This is a genomic window from Priestia sp. JNUCC 25 (assembly GCF_053667915.1).
Genome location: NZ_CM132211.1, coordinates 3,915,354 through 3,936,513 on the forward strand (window position 1 = coordinate 3,915,354; position 21,160 = coordinate 3,936,513).

Here is a 21,160-nt window from a genome sequence, read left to right on the forward strand (position 1 = left end):
TCCTCTCAATCTATTTCTTCTTTAATGATTTTTGCAGTTCATACATCGCATTCATTGCGTCTAAAGGCGTCATTTCTAAAATATCCAGCTCTTTTAAACGATCTATAATTGCTTTTTCCCGTTTCGAAAGCGCAGGCTTTTCTTTTTTCTCTTCTATTTCAAAGAACGAAAGCTGATTGGCTTCATCTGCTTTTTTATTATCTGCACGTTCTTCTTGAACCAAAGAAGCACCTTCTTGTGGAACTTGTTGTGTCATCTCTTCTCTTTTTGGAGCCTGATGTACAGGTTCACGCTCAGAAGATTGTTCTAAATCGTGTAAGATGACGCGAGCTCGCTCTAGAAGCGGATCTGGAAGTTCCGCTAGTTCCGCTACGTGAATACCATAACTTTTATCTGCGGCACCATCTTTGATTTTGTGTAAAAAGACGACTTTCCCATTTTTTTCAACCGCGCTTACATGAACATTTTTAAGCGCAGGAAGCGACTCATCGAGTACGGTTAATTCATGATAATGAGTAGAAAATAGTGTCTTACAGCCAATATGTTCATGAACGTATTCAATAATTGCTTGAGCAAGAGCCATTCCGTCATACGTAGACGTGCCGCGTCCAATTTCATCTAACAGAATTAGACTCGACTGAGTGGCATTTGTCACTGCATTTTTCGTTTCTAGCATCTCGACCATAAACGTACTTTGACCTGAAATTAAGTCATCGGCTGCTCCGATACGTGTAAACACTTGATCAAAAATCGGCAGAACCGCTTCGTCTGCTGGCACAAAACAGCCAATTTGAGCTAATATCGCCGTTAAAGCGACCTGACGCATGTACGTACTTTTACCAGACATATTGGGTCCTGTAATCAGTAAAATTGAACTATCATCCGTCATTTGACAGTCGTTTGGCACATATTCCTGCGAATTCATTACTTTTTCTACCACTGGATGGCGTCCATTTTGAATCGAAATATCTTCACTTGAAAAAATAGGCTTCGTGTAATGACGTTCTTCACTGATTTTTGCAAAGCACTGCAGTACGTCAAGCTCACTTACTTTTTTAGCGAGTTCTTGCAGCCTTGGAATATATGCTTTTACTTCTTCACGAATTTGTAAAAACAATTCATATTCCAGCTCTACAATTTTCTCTTCCGCTTCTAAAATCAGCGCTTCTTTTTCTTTCAGCTCAGGCGTAATAAAACGTTCTGCATTGGTTAACGTCTGTTTTCGTTCATACATTCCTTCAGGCAAAAGATGGAGATTTGCCCGCGTTACTTCTATATAATAGCCGAACACGCGATTATAACCAATTTTCAGTGAGCGAATCCCTGTTTTCTCACGCTCTTGCTGTTCAAGTGACGCAATCCACGTTTTTCCGTTTCGGCTTGCATCTCGGTATTGATCAAGCTGTTCATGATAGCCGTCATTAATAATGTCTCCTTCTTTAATTGACAAAGGAGGGTGCTCTTTTAATCCTCTTTCAAGAAGATTAGCTAATCGCTCACAAGGATCAATGTCTTCAACAAGCTTGGTGGCATAAGGGTGATTCAAACGATTCACAACCTCTTGGATATGAGGCACATTTTGCAATGATTTTTTTAATTGAATTAAATCACGAGCATTTACATTACCAAAAGCTACTCGACCAGCTAAGCGTTCTAAATCATATACGTCTTTTAGCAACTCCCGCAGTTCTTCTCGTTCAAAAAACTGTTTCATTAAGACATCTACCATATTCAAACGATTATCAATATCCGCTTGTTTTAAAAGCGGACGGTCAATCCATTTTTTTAATAAACGGCCGCCCATTGCCGTAACAGTCTGGTCTAATAACCATAGAAGCGAGCCTTTCTTTCCTTTTGAACGAATCGTTTCGGTTAACTCTAAGTTTCGCTTAGAGAACAAATCAATTTTCATATATTCATTGATTTGATAAAACTGCACGGGCTGTAAGTGTTCAAGCGAACGCTTCTGCGTGCGAGTTAAATACTGAAGAATACGCGCAAACGTTGTAATAAGCTTTTGCTGCTGAAGCGACTCTACTAAATAATCTAGTCCTTCTACTTGCTCTGTACTATTCTCATAAGAAATGGTAATCGTCATGCGCTCTTTTAGTGTTTGTAATAAGTCAGCAGGAAACTCAGAGCTTACAACGACTTCTTTTGCTTCTTTTGCATAAATCTCTGAGACTATATCGTGAAACGAACTAACAAGCGTTACGCTGTTTTCTCCTGTAGACAAATCAGAAAGAGCAAGACCAAACGTTTGATCCTCGAACCCAGTAACAGAACAAATATAGTTATTTTCCTTTTCATGCAGTCCGCGTTCGTTCATCAGTGTTCCGGGTGAAATCACCTGTACCACTTCTCGCTTTACAACACCTTTTGCATGCTTAGGGTCTTCTACTTGCTCACAAATAGCTACTTTAAATCCCTTTTCAATTAAACGCTCGATATACGTAGGAGCAGAGTGATACGGAACCCCGCACATCGGAATTCTCTCTTGTCCTCCTCCGTCTCGACTTGTTAATGTTATTTCAAGTTCTTGAGAAGCTGTCGTAGCATCTTCAAAGAACATTTCATAAAAATCACCTAATCTAAAAAATAAAAAGGCATCTTGATACTCTGCCTTAATTCTCAAATATTGCTGTATCATTGGCGTATACGCTGCCATACTATTCCTCCATACCACATCTAGTTGTGCGTTTTTGCTACACGTATTATAACATAAGTCTTTCTTAAACTTAATTTATTCAAATAGAACAATCTTCAATTTCTTTTCATAAAACAAATAAAAAAGCTTCGGACGAAGGAAGAAGCTTGTCCGAAGCTTGTCATTATTTACTGCTGTTCAAATGACTATGCTTACGTCCGTATAAGAAGTAAACCACTAGCCCTAGTACAAGCCAAATTACGAAACTAATCCATGTTAACTTTGGAAGCTGAAGTGCTAAGTATAAACAGAACACAAAAGCTAAAATTGGAATCACCGGCACGAACGGTACGCGGAAACCAGTCGATTCTGAAGTTTGTTTTGATTTACGTAAATATAAAATTCCAATTGATACGGTCATGAAAGCAAAAAGAGTACCGATGTTTGTTAACTCTGCTAATCTTCCTAATGGTACTAAACCAGAGAAGATGGATACTAGTAAACATGTAATCCACGTATTTACTACTGGCGTTTGTTTTTTCTCACTAATTTTTGAAAAAGGCTTTGGCAATAGACCATCTCGACTGATCGCATAAAATAAACGAGTTTGTCCATACATCATAACGAGTAATACCGTTGTAATACCAACAATTGCGCCTAATGAAATAAATCCTGCTACCCAGTCTTGGTTAATGTAGCTTAAAGCAAATGCTACAGGGTTTTTAACATTTAATTCTGTATAAGGTACGATTCCTGTTAAGATAAGCGATACGACGATATAAAGGACTGTACAAATCGCGAGAGATGCGATAATTCCGATTGGCATATCCCGCTGAGGCTTGCGTACTTCCTCGGCCGCTGTTGCTACAGCATCAAACCCAATGTAGGCGAAGAATACAGTTGCTGCTCCTGTCGCTACTCCCGAGAAACCAAACGGCATAAACGGCGTCCAGTTTTCTGGTTTAACATAGCTAACTCCTACTCCGATAAACAGAAGTACAACAGCAAGTTTAATAATAACCATGATAGCATTAAAACGTGAAGATTTTTTTACTCCTTGCGTTAAAAGTAATGTGATTAAAAACACGATCATAATTGCTGGAATATCAATATACGTGCCGTTTGCAGGATTGTATGCACTTGTTAAAGCTTTGGGAAAATGTATGCCAAACCCTGCTAATAATCCTTGGAAATACCCGGACCATCCGCTGGCTACAGCAGAAGAAGCAAGACCGTATTCCAAGATAAGATCCCACCCTAAAATCCAAGCGATTAATTCACCAAATGTTGCATAACTGTAAGTGTATGCACTTCCTGAAACTGGAACTGTTGAGGCAAACTCTGCATAACAAAGAGCTGCAAACACACACGCAAGTCCTGACATAATGAAAGATATAACTAAAGCTGGACCGGCATGTTCAGCGGCGGCTACACCCGTTAATACAAAAATTCCGGTTCCGATAATGGCTCCAATTCCTAACATTGTTAAATCGAAAGCGCCTAAATCCTTTTTTAATTTAACACCTTTAGAATTGGTTTCACTAATTAACGTTTGAATTGATTTTTTTCGAAATAAGCTCATAGTAAACCCCCAAAAAATACTTATCTGATATAACTAAATTTTCTGAAAATTAATGCATTATTTTCTTTAGATTTACTATACACTGCGCATTCGACAAAAAGCAATATATTTTTTTGTTTTTATAAGAATTTTCTTAAAATAGTAAAAATAAAAAAACTAGGAAGAACTTCTTCCTAGTTACTCATCGTCCCCTAATATAAAATCAGGATCCAAATCTTCAAATTCATCGTCATCTACGTCTAAATCAAACTCATCTTCATCATCGCAGCCTTTCGGATTTACTGCAACACAAACCTTGGTTTCGCCAATCACTTCTGCCAATAATTCTCTCTCTACTTGAACAATCGTTTTATTGCCATTTGGTGAAATTGTGCACTCTAGGCAATTTGGCTGCTGCAGCACGCGAACAATTACTTCATAATCGTCTCCAATCGAATCTTCATCTTTATAGCGCAGCTTAATATTATCTTTGTATGATACGGTTTCCGTCCAAACTTCGGTTTTTGTATTATTATTGTACGAATACCAGATGTTAATATCATATCTGCCGTCAACTTCTACATTGCTGCCGCTTTTTTTTGCTTTGTACTCATGGTTAATCACCCAGCACCCCAAGATGCTTGTTGGTCGATTTTTCGGTGCAAGCGTATGAGACGATTGTGTAAACTTGCGACCTTTACCTACGACTGCTTTTGTAATAATTTCTCTATAGTGTTGTGACATGTGAGCATACCCTCCTCAAACTATCTTCATTTCATCCTATGCAGGCTCATTCACTTGTTTGCACATTATTTTTAAGAAACTAGGTTTAAGGCATAAAAAACCTATGTTCCATTGTATGCAAGGATATAGAAAAACGTGACAATTATTAGAGAGAAAATCTGCCCAATTTTATGCCACGGGATGCACAAAAAAATGCCTCAGCAAATTGCTGAGGCATTTTTTCTTTATGAGCAGCTAGATCCAGGGCTGTTTCGCACCTGTGAACCTGTTTCACCGCGCAGTAAATCACCATCTGTTGACACAATAATTTCATCCGTTACTGTGTTTGAAATAGTGTTAGCGACAAGTTGAAGCAAATCATTCACGTTTATTTGAGACTCTTGAAACTGCTGAATAATCGGCAGTTCATCGAGCTCTTCCTGTAAGCGATCGATTTTTGCCTCCACTTGTTTTAACGCTTCTGTTTTACCATAATGTTGGAAATTAACAGCTTGTTTTTGCAAGCTTTTAATGCTTGCAATGGTTTCACGCACTTTTTGATTTTCGTTAAGCTGAGCTTCGGCACGCTTGAAGAAATCTACTTCTTCCGTTTCAGCAATCATTTTTGCCAGCTCTTGAGCACGTTTAATTACGTCACTCTTGTTATACTGCGCCATATTACTTCACCTCTGCTGTTTCTTCTACCATTTCCCCGTTTAATGTCCATGTTTTGGCTTTTGTAACTTTTACTTTTACAAGTTGACCAATCACTGACTTAGGTGCTTTGAAGTTTACAAGCTTACTTTTTTCAGTGTAGCCTGCTAGTACTTCAGGGTTATTTTTACTTTCACCTTCTACTAATACTTCGACAACTTTACCTTCATATTCCTTCAATTTCTTTGCAGAAATTTCATTTACAAGAGCATTTAAGCGCTGAAGACGCTCTTTTTTCACTTCCATTGGTACATTGTCTTGCATCTTAGCAGCCGGAGTACCTTCACGAGGTGAGTAAATAAACGTGTACGCACTATCAAATTCAACCTCACGATATAGTGACATTGTTTCTTCAAACTGCTCATCCGTTTCATTTGGGAAACCAACAATAATATCAGTTGTTAATGAGGCCGTTGGAATGGCTTCTTTAATTTTACGAACAAGCTCTAAATAATGTTCACGAGAATATTTTCGTGCCATAATTTTTAAGATGTCGCTGCTTCCTGATTGCACAGGTAAGTGAATGTGGTCGACAAGATTTCCGCCTTTAGCTAGAACTTCAATTAAACGGTCATCAAAGTCGCGAGGGTGACTTGTTGTAAAACGAATACGGGCAACATCAATTTTACGGATTTCATCCATTAAATCCCCTAAGCCGTACGTCATGTCTTCAAAATCTTTTCCGTATGCATTAACGTTTTGGCCTAAAAGCGTAATTTCTTTATAGCCTTGAGCAGCTAAATGACGTACTTCTTGGATAATGTCTTCTGGACGGCGGCTTCGTTCTTTTCCTCGCGTATACGGAACGATACAGTACGTACAGAACTTGTCACAGCCGTACATGATGTTAACCCATGCTTTAACGCTGCCTTTACGTGCTCTTGGAAGGTTTTCAATAACATCCCCTTCTTTAGACCATACTTCAATTACCATTTCTTTTGCTAAGTATGCTTCATTTAGAATGTGAGGCAAACGGTGAATATTATGTGTACCAAAAATCATATCCACGTGCTGATGTTTTTGTAAAATTTTATTTACAACTGACTCTTCTTGAGACATACATCCGCAGACGCCGATTAATAATTCAGGGCGCTCGCGCTTCAAGGCCTTCAAGTGTCCTAATTCACCAAACACTTTATTTTCCGCATTTTCACGGATTGCACACGTATTCAATAAAATAACATGAGCATCTTCAACAGAGTCAGTTGGCTCGTAGCCAAGGCCTAGAAAAATACCAGCCATTACTTCTGTATCGTGCTCATTCATTTGACAGCCGTACGTACGGATATAAAACTTACGTCCCTGTCCCATTCCATGAAACTGTTCATCGATTGCAAAATCATTGTGATAGGAAACTTCTTCTTTTCCTCGTTTTTTCGCATCTTTTAAAGAAGGTGGCATGTATACTGTTTGAAAATATTTACTGTAATCCTTTTCGGATTTTTTGTCCGCTGGATTAACTTGGTTGCTTTCTAAACGTTGTTTTTCATTCATAAAAAAATCTCCTTTCGCCATGACAATTGTCACGTTGCACCTGTAAATCGCAAAAAAATGTGAGAGCCTTATGCTTATGCATAAAACTCATCACATTAACATAGTATATAACTTTCAAGTAGCGAACACAATCATATACCTATTTTCTATACCTGTTTCGTTAAAATTTCGTTCGACTTTCGAAATATTTATTAAATCACAAAAAGAGATTGATACATAACTAAATTAACCTATTTTAGAGACGAACAAATGGGATAAAAGAGCTCATAGAAATTCGCTTATTACACCGTTGTTGATTTCTGTGCAAAACTTCGCTTTCGGCAAGCGGCCGATGAGCCTCCTCGTCGCTTCAGCTCCCGCGGGTTCTCACCTATTTCGCTTTTCCCGTAGGAGCCTTCTCCTAGCTCTCCAATTAACAGCTAGAAGCCACTCCCTACATGAAACCTACGTTCGCTATCACTATGAAAAAATCCGAACGAGTTGGATTCTCCATCAAGAATCTCAGTTCAACGTTCGGATTTTCCCTCTACTAAACTGCTTTTATTGCAGCCTCTTTTACATAAATTCAGCTACTAGCTCATCAAATTTTTCCTCAGTCATGCCTAAGTCTGCTTTTGACAGCGGCTCTTCACTATAACCGTGAACAAGCTGCTGATACGACGGCTGATGCGCATTTTGATAAATAAGCCCTGTTACTAAACCGTTATGCTCCATTAACGTCTGCATAGCTTGCATACGATTGTTTGCATCATAACCTTCAATTGTGCTAAGACTAGTTAGGTTTTCTTTAAACCAATCATACGTGTTCACTTTGTTATACGTTACGCACGGGCTAAATACGTTAATTAAAGAAAAACCTTTATGCTGGATGCCTTGTTCAATTAAGCTTGTTAACTCTTTTAAATTCGTTGAAAAGCTTTGAGCCACAAACGTTGCTCCAGAAGTTAACGCAAGCTCCATAACAGATAAAGACGACTCGATTGATCCTTCAGGCGTACTTTTTGTCTTGAATCCTACTTCACTACGAGGAGATGTTTGTCCTTTTGTTAAACCATAGATTTGGTTATCCATTACGATATACGTCACATCGATGTTTCTGCGAATCGCATGTACCGTGTGTCCCATACCGATAGCAAACCCATCTCCATCGCCGCCAGATGCGATAACGGTTAAGTCACGATTAGCCATTTTCACACCTTGAGCGATTGGAAGCGCACGTCCGTGAATACCGTGAAAACCATATGAATTAATATAACCAGAGATACGTCCAGAACATCCAATACCTGAAATAACAGCAAGCTCATGAGGTTCTAAACCTACGTTAGCAGATGCGCGTTGAATGGCTGCTTGTACGGAGAAATCTCCACACCCCGGACACCAGTTAGGTTTTACACTGTTACGAAAATCTTTAAACGTTGCCATTTAACACAAACATCTCCTTACTTTTTGCGTATACTTCTTGCGGAAGAAATGGATTTCCATCATACTTCAATACGCTTTGAATTTTATCATGACTTGCAATATTCATTTTTAAAATATTAGCAAGCTGTCCAGTAGCATTGTTTTCAACGACGACTACTTTTTTAGCTCCTTGCACGTAAGGAAGCAGTTCGTCAGCTGGGAAAGGATGAATCAAACGAATGTGAGCATGATTTACTTTTATACCGTCCTGTTCCAAACGTTCCATTGCCTCTTCAATGACTCCACGCGTCGAATTAAATCCAACAAATAAAATATCAGACTCTTTTTCATGAGAGTGAACATGAATTGGCGTATTAAAACGAATTCCTTTTGTTTTACGAAGACGCTTATTCATTTGATCATCGCGGTTCACCGGAGATTCAGATGGCTTTCCTGTCTCATCATGTTCTACTCCCGTCACGTGATGAATGCCATGCTTCATTCCAGGAATGACGCGTGGTGATACGCCGTCTTCTGTTACGCGGTAGCGCTTGTAGTATTGTTTTTCTTCTAGCTCTTCTAGCTCTCCTTGCTGAAGCTTACCGCGGCGGATTTCAACGCGGTTATAGTCAAGCGGTTCTACTGATTGCTTCCCAAGTGAAAGCTGTAAATCCGTTAGCATAATAACTGGACACTGATATTCTTCTGCTAAGTTAAACGCTTCAATCGTATCGTAGAATGCTTCTTCAACCGTACTTGGCGCCATGACGATCTTCGGAATTTCACCGTGCGTACCGTAAATCATGGCCATTAAATCAGACTGTTCTTGCTTAGTTGGAAGCCCTGTACTTGGACCGCCGCGCTGCGTATCTATAATAACAACAGGCTGCTCAGTGATTCCCGCTAATCCAATCGACTCCATCATTAATGATAGACCAGGTCCAGCTGATGCTGTCAGCGCACGTACGCCTGCATAGTTAGCTCCGATAGCCATCGTACATGCTGCGATTTCATCTTCTGTTTGAATAACGGTTCCACCAAATTGAGGAAGCTTTTTAATTAAGTATTCCATGATTTCTGAAGCAGGGGTAATTGGATATGCTGGCATAAAACGAGCCCCACCGGCTAAAGCACCTAGCGCAATCGCATCATTTCCAATCATAAACATACGTTTTTTACCATCCGCTGGATCTAGTTTCATTGTTTCTAATTGTTCGCCTAGCTGTTCACGAATGTAATCTGCACCTTTTTTAATAGCTTCCATGTTTTTTTGTACAACTTTTTGGCCCTTTTTACCGAAGATTTCAAGCACTACTTCTTCAAATACTTCTGTGTCAATATGAAGCACAGCACTTGAAGCGCCAACAGCAACCATGTTCTTCATTAGTGACGTTCCTAATTCCGTTGCAATTTCCGTAAACGGAACAGCATATAGCGTAGCAGTTGTACATGTTTCGGGCAGACTTGGGTTGAATTTCGCATCTGCAATTACAACGCCACCTACGCGCAGCTCATGGACGTTTACATCGATTGTTTCCTGATCGAACGCAACTAAAATATCCAAATCATCTGACACAGATCGAACCTGAGTTGTACTCACTCGAATCTTATTATTTGTATGTCCACCTTTGATACGAGAAGAAAAATGACGATAGCCGTATAAGTAATAACCTAATCGATTTAAAGCGGTTGAAAAGATTTCTCCCGTACTTTCGATTCCCTCACCCTGCTGTCCGCCAACTTTCCATGAAAGTTGCTGTACCATAAATCAACGCCACTCCTTTAATTGCTCATAATATAGAAATCTATTTTATTAATAAAAACTGAAAAAAGTAAATTAGCAAACGATTTCATTTGCTTCTGCATTTCACCAACCAAAATCATCTGCAAAACTCCCACAGCACCTTGCCGCTGTCCAGGATACGTTTCTGCTTGAGCAGCTCCGTAATCCGTTTTCAATTTTATTCCGATTGCCAGAAAAATGCAACCCTTTCCATTGAATTCTCAATCGTTTTAATTATATTTATATTTAATGAATAAGATGAAGTTTTTTAATGATCTTTTCTGCCTTCACATGAGGCATTAGTATATAAATAACTTGTATAAAAAAGAGCTTTTCCAAGAAGAAAAAGCTCTTTTTTTATTAGCTGCATACACGATCAGCAAAGTTTTGAAACAGAAAACGTTTTACCTGATCCTCAGTGTAATGCTTAAGGAGTTCTTCGATTAAATTTGTATACTGTTCATATCTTCCGAGACGATGAACCGTTTTGTCAATGCCGTCAAAGTCAGAGCCAAAACCAACGGAGTATTCGCCTCCTCTTTCACACATGTAATCAAGATGGCGGATCACATCCGCTATTTGCGCTTTGGCAGAACTCGTTAAAAATTCAGGCACAAACGTAATGCCAATCACGCCGTTTCGCTTTATTAAAGCATGAATTTGATCGTCTCTTAAATTCCGGGGATGAGAACACAATACGTGTGAATTGGAATGAGTAGCCACTACATATTGCGCTAGCTCAATCACATCCCAAAAACCTCTTACCGATAAATGAGAGACATCCGTCCACACTTTATATTCATTGTTCAATTCAACAACTTCTCTTCCAAAAGAAGATAATCCCGCGCCGCGAGGTTCTAAAATACCGTCACACACAGCATTGCTGTAATTCCATGTCAAACCTACTGAACGTACACCCAGTGAAAAAAGTGTCTTTAAGCGAACTAAACTTGTATCAATGGCATCGCAGCCTTCAAGCGTCAGCATTGCTCCTATTTCACCTTTTTTCAAGCTATCTATATCGCGTTTTGAACGAACCCATTTCACACCGGGAAGCGATAAAATATGACTCTGAAACAGCTGGATCATTTCTAACGCAACATCAAAGCGCTGAGCTGCCGGAACCGCTTCTGGAATATAAATAGCGAATAGCTGAACTTTCCCTTTTGCTTTTTTTATTCCTTCTAACGTCACATGCAGCGCTGAATCATATGTAAAAGATAAACGTTTATTTAGCCAGAGTTTCATCAATACATCACAATGAGCATCAAATATCACAACCCACACCCCTTTAACTCTATACAAAAAGGACCTGTTTGGCTTCTATGCTTTACAGGTCCGTGGTTTTTATAATTATCGCGGCTCTACAATTAATTTAATGGCTGTTCGCTCTTCTCCATCAATTTGAATATCTGTAAAAGCTGGGATGCAGATTAAATCAACCCCACTTGGTGCAACGAACCCTCTTGCGATTGCTACAGCTTTTACTGCTTGATTAAGCGCCCCGGCCCCAATGGCTTGAATTTCTGCTGCGCCGCGTTCGCGCAGTACGCCTGCTAAGGCACCAGCAACTGAATTTGGATTAGACTTTGCTGAAACTTTTAATATTTCCATATCTAGCTCCTCCTTATTCTTTACAATGTATGATGAGAGATCATTAGACCAATGACTTAATTGATTTCAATGTTACTATATTCACGATATGTCAAACGTATTCCTGCTTGTTTTTCCTAAATATTCAAAAACTTATATTTCTACACCTTTCTTTTTTCTTTTTACGTTTTTGACAAAATAAAAAAGCCAACGTATCGTCTTTCGACACATTGACTTTTTCCCTTTATTCAAAAAATGGATGGTCTTCGTTAATTAAAATTCGCTCTGTTTTTGTTGCTTTCCCCGTCTTTTGATCAATATCAATAACGATTCCACTAAGCTGCGTTCTTCCTTCTTTTGGCACTTCAAATCGAACAGGAAGAGACGTTAAAAAACGCTTAATAACAGCTTCGCGCTCCATCCCTAAAATGCCGTCATAAGGTCCCGTCATTCCTACGTCAGAGATGTAGGCTGTTCCTTTTGGCAATATACGATTGTCAGCTGTTTGAACATGAGTATGAGTGCCGACAACAGCGCTGACACGACCGTCCACATACCAGCTAATCGCTTGCTTTTCACTTGTTGTTTCAGCATGAAAATCAATAAAAATAAGTGGAGTGCGCTGACGTGCTTCTTCAATCAGTTCATCTGCTTTATGAAATGGACAATCAAGCGGAGCCATAAACGTGCGCCCTTGTAAATTAATCACGGCTACCTCAAGCTGATTGTACGTAAAATACGTAATTCCCTTGCCCGGTGTACCTTCAGGAAAATTAGCTGGACGAACAAGATTTTTTGCATCGTCAATAAAATCAAAAATTTCGCGTTTGTCCCACGCGTGGTTACCAAGGGTAATAATGTTAGCCCCTGCTTGTAAGAACTGACGATAAATCTTTTCAGTAATGCCTTTGCCCGAAGCTGCATTTTCTCCATTCACAATTGTAAGTCCCGGAGAGTATTTTCTTTTTAATCTTGGTAAATATTCTTCAACCATTTCACGGCCTGGAGAACCAACTACGTCTCCAATAAATAAAATTCTCATGTAAAAGCTCCTATACTTCATTCTTAATCTGCATCTTCATCTCTACGAAAAAAAATAAAGTGGCGAAACGCCACTTCATTTTTATTTTGCATACTCTACTGCTCTTGTTTCACGAATAACGGTTACTTTGATGTGGCCAGGATAATCCAGCTCATCTTCAATTCGTTTTCGGATATCTCGAGCAAGTCGATGCGCTTCTAAATCACCAATCGTATCTGGTTTCACCATAATACGAACTTCACGCCCTGCTTGAATCGCAAATGATTTTTCAACGCCTTCATAAGACTCTGAAATTTCTTCTAACTTTTCAAGACGACGAATGTAGTTTTCTAACGTCTCACTACGAGCACCTGGTCTTGCAGCAGATAATGCATCCGCTGCTGCAACTAGTACAGCAATGATTGATGTTGGTTCTGTATCTCCATGGTGAGAAGCAATCGCGTTAATAACAACCGGATGTTCTTTATACTTTGTAGCTAATTCAACACCGATTTCTACGTGACTTCCTTCTACCTCATGATCAATTGCTTTACCAATATCATGTAACAATCCTGCTCGTTTGGCTAACGTTTCATCTTCACCTAATTCAGCAGCCATAAGTCCTGATAAATGTGCTACTTCCATTGAATGTTTCAGCACATTTTGACCATAGCTTGTTCTGAATTTTAAGCGACCAAGAATTTTCATCAAGTCTGGGTGCAACCCGTGAACACCGACTTCAAACGTCGTTTGTTCACCAACTTCACGAATATATTCGTCCACTTCACGGCGAGATTTTTCAACCATTTCTTCAATACGCGCGGGATGGATACGACCATCTTGAACGAGTTTATCAAGTGCAATTCTTGCTGTCTCACGACGAATTGGGTCAAATCCTGATAAAATAACTGCTTCTGGCGTATCATCAATAATAAGATCAATTCCTGTCAAAGTTTCAAGCGTACGGATGTTTCGACCTTCTCGACCAATAATTCGGCCTTTCATTTCGTCATTTGGCAAGTTAACAACTGAGACAGTCGTTTCAGCAACATGATCTGCTGCGCAACGTTGAATAGCAAGTGAAAGAATTTCTTTCGCCTTTTTATCGGCGTCTTCTTTTGCACGGTTTTCTGTTTCTTTTACCATTATTGCAATGTCGTGGGAAAGTTCATTCTCAACACGATCTAAAATAATCGCTCTTGCATCTTCTCTTGTTAAGCTTGAAATGCGCTCTAGCTCTGTTTGCTGTGCACGTACTACTTCTTCAACTTTGCTTTCCATCTCTTCAATATGCTGTTGTTTAACAGTAAGAGAATCATCTTTCTTTTCAAGTAACGCTTCACGTTTATCAAGTGATTCGTCTTTACGATCAAGATTTTCCTCTTTTTGCATTAATCGATTTTCTTGTTTTTGAAGTTCTGCTCGACGATCACGAATATCTTGTTCTGCCTCTGTACGAAGCTGATGGATTTCATCCTTCGCTTCTAGTAAAGCTTCTTTTTTCAAAGCTTCCGCCTCGCGGGTTCCTTCATCGATAATTTGTTCTGCACTAGACTTTGCTCCCGCAATTTTAGCTTCAGCAATCGATTTACAAACAAAAAAGCCAACAACTGCACCGACGATTAGGCCAAGCAAAGCGAAGATGATTGTATTAGTATCCATCATTTCACCTCCCCTTGCTATAAACTTGTAAGTTTTAAATTTCATGTCGGCATGTACATCGTATTCACCTTTCAATATACACACAAAGGCTTTTAAACGCTAAAATGTTTTAAAAAGGGAAAATATACATCTTAATTGTAAATCTGTGCATTTTTATTGTCAAGCCTGCCTCTACAGTATATATTGAAATTTCGTATGTTACTTTTCTAGCATTAACAATTTTTACAAAAAAAAGACCCCTTCTTTGAAATAGAGGAGTCTTTTTTTATCTCGCAGCAAATTAAATATTTAAATCGCCTTGATCGTCATCCTCAGGAGCTGGCTCTCCATCTTGGTCTAAACCATGATGTTCACGCACTTGTCCCGCAATTTCCTGACGAATATCAGTATTTTCTTTTAAGAATTGTTTTGCATTTTCACGACCTTGACCTAGACGCTCGTCATTATATGAATACCAAGATCCACTTTTTTGAACAATATCTAGTTCAGAAGCGATATCCAAAATTTCACCCTCTTTTGAAATACCTTCTCCGTACATAATATCTACTTCAGCAGCACGGAAAGGCGGAGCTACTTTGTTTTTCACAACTTTAATTCTTGTTTTGTTACCTACAATATCGTTTCCTTGCTTTAACTGCTCTGCACGACGTACTTCTAGACGCACTGAAGAATAGAATTTAAGCGCACGTCCACCAGGAGTTGTTTCAGGGTTACCAAACATAACGCCGACTTTTTCACGAATTTGGTTAATAAAGATAGCGATTGTTTTAGACTTGTTGATAGCTCCAGATAGTTTACGCAATGCTTGAGACATTAAACGAGCTTGTAGACCCACGTGAGAGTCTCCCATTTCTCCTTCAATTTCCGCTTTTGGCACTAATGCTGCTACTGAGTCAACAACGATAATATCTACGGCACCGCTTCGAACTAAAGCTTCAGCGATTTCTAACGCTTGTTCTCCCGTATCAGGCTGAGATAATAATAGCTCATCAATATTCACACCTAATTTTTGAGCATATACAGGATCTAACGCGTGCTCCGCATCGATAAATGCAGCCTGTCCGCCCTGCTGTTGAACTTCTGCAATCGCATGAAGAGCAACTGTTGTTTTACCTGAGCTTTCTGGACCGTATACTTCAACTACACGTCCACGTGGATATCCACCTACACCTAAAGCTATATCTAACGCTAATGAACCACTTGGAATTGTAGAAATTCTTTTTTCCGTTTGTTCACCTAATTTCATAATTGAACCTTTACCAAATTGCTTTTCAATTTGTTTTAAAGCCATATCAAGGGCTGCTTGACGATCGTTCACTCAATTTCCTCCTCTATCTCTTTGAAATCATCTATAAACTGCAAACTTACTACGATGTAGTAGCAATGTCGAATTAACAACTTTCTATAACTTACTATACTAGTTTTCGAGTCGTTTGACAAGCAAAAAGCGAATAAATGTTCGTTTATTATTTTATAAAAAAAAGGCTGTTTTGGAAAAACCAAACAGCCTTTTTTCTTTATTTCTTTATCATCTTTAATACGTAATGACAGCCATAATTAACCGTTCGTGAACGAATCCCCTGGCGGCTTCCAGATAGCTGCAGGCTGTAAACTTGAGGAGCTTGATCTTTATAGGCTACCCCTATATATACTGTTCCTACAGGATGTCCTTCTTGTTTGGAGGGCCCAGCTACACCTGTAAACCCGATGCCAATATCCGTTTTGTATAACTGTTGAATACGCTGAGCCATTTCAGCCGCGCACTGCTCGCTAACGGCTCCGTACTGATTCAGCGTGTGTTCGCTCACTCCGAGAATATTTTGCTTGATTTCATAATGATAGGCGACCAGGCTGCCTTTTACAGCTTCTCCAGAACCTGAAACAGTTGTTAAACGTTCGCTGAATAAACCGCCGGTTAAACTTTCGGCTGAAGCAATCGTTAATCCTTGTGCCGTTAATTCTTTTACCAATTCATTATGTAAAGAAGTTGCTTCGTATCCATATAAATACTCGCCTACGCGCTCTGAAATGGTTTTTTCCACTTCGTCTAACATGCGCTGTGCTTCAGCAGCATTAGCGTGCTTAGCAGTTAAGCGAAGCGTCACTTCTCCATCTCCTGCTAGCGGCGCAATCGTCGGGTTGGTTTGCGCATCAAGCAAATCTTCAATTTCCGTCTCAAGCTGTGATTCTCCTATTCCGAAAAAGCGAAGAACACGTGATTCAATACTTTCTTTTAATTCAAGCTTTTGAGCTAAAAATTCTTGGCCATACGATTCATACATTGGATAAAGCTCTTTTGGTGGCCCGGGAAATAGCATATAGTGTTTTCCCTCTACCGTAAGCCCCATACCTGGAGCCATTCCGTAATCGTTAGGGAGCACTGCCGAACCTTCTAGCACAATTGCCTGTTTTTTATTGTTAGGTGTCATGACACGATTTGACTGTTTGAAATAGGCTTCAATGCTTTCAAGTGCTTCTGCATTTGTTGTCAGCTCTACTCCTAGCACACTCGCAATTGTTTCTTTTGTTAAATCATCTTTTGTAGGACCAAGCCCGCCTGTGAAAATAATTAACTCTGCACGCGTTTGAGCTGTAGCAATCACTTCTTTTAAGCGCTGTGCATTATCTCCTACTACCGTATGATAGTAAACATTAATTCCAAGTTCGGCTAATTTTTTCGATAAATACTGAGCGTTTGTATTGGCAATTTGTCCAAGCAGCAGCTCAGAGCCGACTCCAATAATTTCAGCGTTCATCATATCATCTCCATCTTACTTATTTTGAGTTAACAAAAGCCTGTTTGTTTTTAGCAAAGTAGTCCCAGCCTGAAATAACCGTAAAAATCACTGAGATCCAAAGCATTACGCTAGCAAATGGAATGGAAACCCATTCAAAAGGCAAGTTATACAACAGAATAGCTGAAATAGCTAAAATTTGAGTCCATGTTTTAATTTTACCTAACATATTTGCTGCTACAACTTCCCCTTCCCCTGCTAGTACAAGTCTTAAACCAGTGATAGCAAATTCACGGCTAATAATGATGATAGCAGCCCATCCTGCACCTGCAATTAAATCTAAGTCAACAATAGCTACAAGCGCAGCTGAAACCAATAGCTTGTCTGCTAGTGGATCTAAAAATTTGCCCAAGTTCGTGACTAAGTCGTACTTTCGGGCATAGTATCCGTCAATCCAGTCTGTTGTAGATGCAATAATAAATAATGCTGCCCCTAATAGGTGAGCGATCGGAATCTCTTTTCCTGCTGCCTCCACTGTGCCAAATGGTAGCGGCACCATCATAAAAATGAGGAATACGGGAATTAGGAAAATCCGCGAAATGGTAATCTTGTTTGGTAAATTCACTTCTTCTGCCTCCAATTACTGTTACAAACTGAAAGCGTGCAAACGAAATTGTTTGCACGGCTTTGGTTTTATTATAGCGTGAATAAGTGATTAATTCACATATTATCTTTATTTACACCCTGATCACTTTTTAAAACAGGGTGTTTACTGTGCTTCTGCCGGCTGATATTGAATCGTTACAACTTGTCGAACTTGCTTGGATGAATCAAACGGCAAGTCAACCGCTTTTCCATTTACTTTTAACTCTACTCCAGGTGAATAACCGATGTTGACACGAGCTTCAGTTTCTTTCGTCAAATCAAATTCTTTTGTTTCACCTTTTTTTAGAATGGAGCTAAAGAAAGCATTTCCTTTTCCATTTTTCACATCTAACCAAGTATCTGCTTGAGTGGATGTTACTTCTAGATTAAATGCATCTGTACCGGAAAGAGCATACGTAGCACTTCTGCCTGTTTTTTGAACTTCCTTGTATTCTTGTTTACCGCTGTCTTTCTTTTCTTTTTCAGCTTTTTCTTTCTCAGCTTTTTCTTTTGCGGCTTTTTCTTTTTCAGCTTTTTCTTTTTCTTGTTCTTTCTTATCAGCAGCACTTTGTTCATCTTCTGACTTGCTATTGTCATTTTTTGCAGTAGTTTCATTCGTTTCTTCCTGCGTGTTAGACTGCTGAACTTCGCTGTTTGGAGCTTCTTGGTTAGCCTGCTCCTTGTTTTTATCCGAGACGATATTTTGAGCGATTACCCAAATAATAATCCCAACAACTACAACTCCCGCCACCACTAGAACAGTTGGAAGGTAGTCATATGCTTTTGAAACTCCTTTTGTATGCTGAGGAATTTCTTTGCGGCTGCGAACGCGCGAAAGCTGCTGCGGCATGTCTTCTGTTTGAGTTGAAGGAATGTCTGATTTGTATTCTTCAAAAATAGCATCTGTGTCCAACCCAATTGCTTCGCAGTATTGCTTAATAAACGCTCGTACGTAAAATTTCCCCGGCATAACCTCATAATTGCCTTCTTCAATGCCAAGTAAATAGCGTTTTTGAATTTTCGTTAGTTTTTGTAAATCCTCTAACGACAATCCTTTGTTTTCTCGTTCTTGTCTTAACCTTTGTCCTAACTCTGTCAATGCTAACACCTACCAATTATGCTAAAAATCAAACATCGATAATCCACCGTCTTGAAACATTTGAGGACCTTCCATTATTTCATATGTAATTTTCTCATTGGGGTCGTTTCTTATTTCAATAATGTAGGCAAAATCATCTAACGAATACTCGGTATTTTGTACAAATACATCCGGATGCTCCACAATTTTTGTCGCGGGTACATTCATTACTTCTCGAACAAGCTGCCAGTGCTTTTCATTCGCGCGTTTTGTCGATACAATCCCGTCAATAATAAAAATATTATCAGCGTTGTATTCGTCAGCAATAAGCTGACTGCGAATCGTTTGTTTTAAGAGTGTAGAAGACACAAAAAGCCACCTTTTGTTCGCACATACGCTAGCTGCTACAATGGATTCGGTTTTGCCTACTCGCGGCATACCTCGAATGCCGATAAGCTTATGACCGTCTTGTTTAAACAGTTCCGCCATAAAATCTACGAGCAAACCTAATTCATCTCTTACGAAACGGAACGTCTTTTTATCATCTGCGTCCCGCTGAATATAGCGACCGTGACGCACTGCTAACTTATCACGCAATTTAGGCGGTCTCATTTTTGTCACAATGATATTATCCATTGTTTTCAAAATAGATTCAAGCCTGTCTATTTGCTCATGTGAATCACAGCGCAGCAATAATCCACGGCGAATATCATCCACTCCGTTAATTGTGACAATATTAATTGACAACATTCCAAGAAGCGATGAAATATCACCTAAAAGACCCGGACGATTTTTTTGTATTTGATATTCTAAATACCACTCAATTTTCTCCATCAAACCCCTCCCATTTCTTGGCTGGCCTTCGAGAGGTGCCCCCTTTTTTTCACCTAGTTTAACTATAAATGATTTCCATTATATTATAAACCCTAAAGACAAGTAGTTCTACATTTGTTATGTATGTAAGCGCTTATTTATTTGTACTATTTATTTCTAAGAAAAAAGGAGCTTTCACATGCGGTGAATTAGCTCCTTTTTAAAAACGATAACTTATTTTACTGATCCGTTATTTTGAACTAATTTCACCATGCTGCTCGCAATCGCATGCTGCTCTTCTTTAGAAGCAACGCTCCAAAGGTCTGCTAAAATTCGCTCTTGATCATTTTTTGCATCAACTTGGTTTGCTAAATATCCACCAATTTGATAAGCAAGATCATGAATAACTTCTTCTTGCATTCCTTCGTTTTGCGCATGATGTAAACGGTCGCCTAAAAAATCTTTCCAGCTATCCCAGTTTTCTAATACTGACATGAGTAGCCCTCCTTAAGGTTTATTCATATCATAGTTTGTACCGTGTTTTTGATTTTATGCACACTTTATATGTACCAACCGCCATTAACCGATAATATTTGTCCCGTTATGTAGGAAGCTCGTGAAGATATTAAGTATGAAACCGCATCTGCCACTTCTTTTGGATATCCTATTCTTCCTAAAGGGATCTCTTCAGCCAGCTCTTTGACCTCTTCTTTTGAATAGCTGGCCATCATATCCGTTTCAATCGCTCCGGGCGCAACTCCATTTACTCGAATCCCACTTAGTGCAACCTCTTTTGCCAAAGCTTTTACAAACGTATTTTGTGCACCTTTTACCATTGAATAAAGGACTTCAAATGAAGCTCCTGTAAGTCCCCAAATGGAAGAAATCATGATGATTTGTCCGCTTTTAGCACTAATCATTTTAGGTAATAAAGCTTTGGTAATAACAAAGGGAGCCGTGATGTGAAGATAGATCATTTCTTCGGTTTCTTTTGCCGGAGTATCTGTCATTAACCCGCTAACGCTTCGTCCGCTGTTATGAATAATAACTTCTACCGGAACAATAATTTCCTCTAAAAACTTCTCCACTCCCTCTTTACATGATAAATCCGCTTGTACCGTAAACACGGTTTTTACCTTTTCAGCAAGCTCATGTGCAAGCGCCTCTATTCTGTCTCTTCGTTGATGGTAATGCAAAATAAGCGAATATCCATCCTCAGCTAATTGCTTAGCAATCGCTGTGCCAATTCCTCCGCTTGCACCTGTCAAAAGGGCAAATTTCTCCATAACC

General features: G+C 39.3%; 19 protein-coding genes. All 19 read right to left on the minus strand.

Annotated elements, in window-relative coordinates; genetic code table 11:
* Positions 1-10: 10 nt before the first annotated feature.
* The 19 genes from mutS to ymfI all read right to left on the minus strand — a co-directional run bounded on the left by mutS (position 11) and on the right by ymfI (position 21,156).
* On the minus strand, positions 11-2,668 hold the full coding sequence (gene mutS, locus JNUCC25_RS20620; protein WP_064472069.1) for a DNA mismatch repair protein MutS: 2,658 nt from the start codon (positions 2,666-2,668) through the stop codon (positions 11-13).
* 163 nt (positions 2,669-2,831) lie between these two features.
* Positions 2,832-4,229: an amino acid permease gene (locus JNUCC25_RS20625; RefSeq protein ID WP_013084740.1), complete on the minus strand. Its 1,398-nt coding sequence runs from the start codon at positions 4,227-4,229 to the stop codon at positions 2,832-2,834.
* A 177-nt stretch (positions 4,230-4,406) separates the two neighbouring features.
* Positions 4,407-4,952: an outer spore coat protein CotE gene (locus JNUCC25_RS20630; protein WP_013058796.1), complete on the minus strand. Its 546-nt coding sequence runs from the start codon at positions 4,950-4,952 to the stop codon at positions 4,407-4,409.
* Positions 4,953-5,176: 224 nt separating this feature from the next.
* A complete protein-coding gene (locus JNUCC25_RS20635) occupies positions 5,177-5,608 on the minus strand; it encodes a RicAFT regulatory complex protein RicA family protein (protein WP_013058797.1) in 432 nt (143 codons plus the stop codon).
* Position 5,609: 1 nt separating this feature from the next.
* A complete protein-coding gene (gene miaB / locus JNUCC25_RS20640) occupies positions 5,610-7,139 on the minus strand; it encodes a tRNA (N6-isopentenyl adenosine(37)-C2)-methylthiotransferase MiaB (protein WP_025601388.1) in 1,530 nt (509 codons plus the stop codon).
* A gap of 555 nt (positions 7,140-7,694) precedes the next feature.
* Entirely contained in the window at positions 7,695-8,561 is an 867-nt protein-coding gene (locus JNUCC25_RS20645) for a 2-oxoacid:ferredoxin oxidoreductase subunit beta (RefSeq protein ID WP_013058799.1), read from the minus strand.
* Positions 8,548-10,305 (minus strand): 2-oxoacid:acceptor oxidoreductase subunit alpha, encoded by a 1,758-nt coding sequence (locus JNUCC25_RS20650; RefSeq protein ID WP_013058800.1) that lies wholly within the window; start codon positions 10,303-10,305, stop codon positions 8,548-8,550. The genes JNUCC25_RS20645 and JNUCC25_RS20650 overlap by 14 nt, the downstream gene beginning before the upstream one ends.
* A gap of 17 nt (positions 10,306-10,322) precedes the next feature.
* Positions 10,323-10,499: a hypothetical protein gene (locus JNUCC25_RS20655; protein ID WP_171843228.1), complete on the minus strand. Its 177-nt coding sequence runs from the start codon at positions 10,497-10,499 to the stop codon at positions 10,323-10,325.
* A gap of 184 nt (positions 10,500-10,683) precedes the next feature.
* Positions 10,684-11,601 carry a dipeptidase gene (locus JNUCC25_RS20660; RefSeq protein ID WP_013058801.1) on the minus strand — a complete coding sequence of 306 codons (918 nt, stop codon included), beginning with the start codon at positions 11,599-11,601 and terminating at the stop codon, positions 10,684-10,686.
* Positions 11,602-11,676: 75 nt separating this feature from the next.
* The gene (gene spoVS, locus JNUCC25_RS20665) at positions 11,677-11,937 is read right to left on the minus strand and encodes a stage V sporulation protein SpoVS (RefSeq protein ID WP_003181955.1); all 261 of its coding nucleotides are present in this window, start codon (positions 11,935-11,937) and stop codon (positions 11,677-11,679) included.
* Between the two features lie 223 nt (positions 11,938-12,160).
* Positions 12,161-12,958: a TIGR00282 family metallophosphoesterase gene (locus JNUCC25_RS20670; RefSeq protein WP_029320635.1), complete on the minus strand. Its 798-nt coding sequence runs from the start codon at positions 12,956-12,958 to the stop codon at positions 12,161-12,163.
* 81 nt (positions 12,959-13,039) lie between these two features.
* Positions 13,040-14,599, minus strand: a complete 1,560-nt coding sequence (gene rny, locus JNUCC25_RS20675) for a ribonuclease Y (protein ID WP_013058803.1) — start codon at positions 14,597-14,599, stop codon at positions 13,040-13,042.
* A 280-nt stretch (positions 14,600-14,879) separates the two neighbouring features.
* Entirely contained in the window at positions 14,880-15,917 is a 1,038-nt protein-coding gene (gene recA / locus JNUCC25_RS20680; protein ID WP_013058804.1) for a recombinase RecA, read from the minus strand.
* Between the two features lie 199 nt (positions 15,918-16,116).
* Positions 16,117-17,358: a competence/damage-inducible protein A gene (locus tag JNUCC25_RS20685; protein ID WP_029320633.1), complete on the minus strand. Its 1,242-nt coding sequence runs from the start codon at positions 17,356-17,358 to the stop codon at positions 16,117-16,119.
* A 16-nt stretch (positions 17,359-17,374) separates the two neighbouring features.
* Positions 17,375-17,959: a CDP-diacylglycerol--glycerol-3-phosphate 3-phosphatidyltransferase gene (pgsA, locus tag JNUCC25_RS20690; RefSeq protein WP_013058806.1), complete on the minus strand. Its 585-nt coding sequence runs from the start codon at positions 17,957-17,959 to the stop codon at positions 17,375-17,377.
* Positions 17,960-18,103: 144 nt separating this feature from the next.
* On the minus strand, positions 18,104-19,087 hold the full coding sequence (locus JNUCC25_RS20695) for a helix-turn-helix domain-containing protein (protein ID WP_255285006.1): 984 nt from the start codon (positions 19,085-19,087) through the stop codon (positions 18,104-18,106).
* A 12-nt stretch (positions 19,088-19,099) separates the two neighbouring features.
* A complete protein-coding gene (locus tag JNUCC25_RS20700; protein ID WP_013058808.1) occupies positions 19,100-19,891 on the minus strand; it encodes a DUF3388 domain-containing protein in 792 nt (263 codons plus the stop codon).
* Between the two features lie 213 nt (positions 19,892-20,104).
* Entirely contained in the window at positions 20,105-20,365 is a 261-nt protein-coding gene (locus JNUCC25_RS20705; RefSeq protein ID WP_013058809.1) for a DUF3243 domain-containing protein, read from the minus strand.
* Between the two features lie 65 nt (positions 20,366-20,430).
* Complete coding sequence (gene ymfI / locus JNUCC25_RS20710) at positions 20,431-21,156, minus strand: elongation factor P 5-aminopentanone reductase (protein WP_064472072.1); 726 nt, start codon at positions 21,154-21,156, stop codon at positions 20,431-20,433.
* Positions 21,157-21,160: the final 4 nt, after the last annotated feature.

Excerpts from the sequence above, each read along its gene's own strand:
- mutS (WP_064472069.1), bottom strand. The coding sequence starts at position 2,668 with ATGGCAGCGTATACGCCAATGATACAGCAATATTTGAGAATTAAGGCA.
- JNUCC25_RS20625 (WP_013084740.1), bottom strand. The coding sequence starts at position 4,229 with ATGAGCTTATTTCGAAAAAAATCAATTCAAACGTTAATTAGTGAAACC.
- JNUCC25_RS20630 (WP_013058796.1), bottom strand. The coding sequence starts at position 4,952 with ATGTCACAACACTATAGAGAAATTATTACAAAAGCAGTCGTAGGTAAA.
- JNUCC25_RS20635 (WP_013058797.1), bottom strand. The coding sequence starts at position 5,608 with ATGGCGCAGTATAACAAGAGTGACGTAATTAAACGTGCTCAAGAGCTG.
- miaB (WP_025601388.1), bottom strand. The coding sequence starts at position 7,139 with ATGAATGAAAAACAACGTTTAGAAAGCAACCAAGTTAATCCAGCGGAC.
- JNUCC25_RS20645 (WP_013058799.1), bottom strand. The coding sequence starts at position 8,561 with ATGGCAACGTTTAAAGATTTTCGTAACAGTGTAAAACCTAACTGGTGT.
- JNUCC25_RS20650 (WP_013058800.1), bottom strand. The coding sequence starts at position 10,305 with ATGGTACAGCAACTTTCATGGAAAGTTGGCGGACAGCAGGGTGAGGGA.
- spoVS (WP_003181955.1), bottom strand. The coding sequence starts at position 11,937 with ATGGAAATATTAAAAGTTTCAGCAAAGTCTAATCCAAATTCAGTTGCT.
- JNUCC25_RS20670 (WP_029320635.1), bottom strand. The coding sequence starts at position 12,958 with ATGAGAATTTTATTTATTGGAGACGTAGTTGGTTCTCCAGGCCGTGAA.
- rny (WP_013058803.1), bottom strand. The coding sequence starts at position 14,599 with ATGGATACTAATACAATCATCTTCGCTTTGCTTGGCCTAATCGTCGGT.
- JNUCC25_RS20685 (WP_029320633.1), bottom strand. The coding sequence starts at position 17,358 with ATGATGAACGCTGAAATTATTGGAGTCGGCTCTGAGCTGCTGCTTGGA.
- JNUCC25_RS20700 (WP_013058808.1), bottom strand. The coding sequence starts at position 19,891 with ATGGAGAAAATTGAGTGGTATTTAGAATATCAAATACAAAAAAATCGT.
- JNUCC25_RS20705 (WP_013058809.1), bottom strand. The coding sequence starts at position 20,365 with ATGTCAGTATTAGAAAACTGGGATAGCTGGAAAGATTTTTTAGGCGAC.
- ymfI (WP_064472072.1), bottom strand. The coding sequence starts at position 21,156 with ATGGAGAAATTTGCCCTTTTGACAGGTGCAAGCGGAGGAATTGGCACA.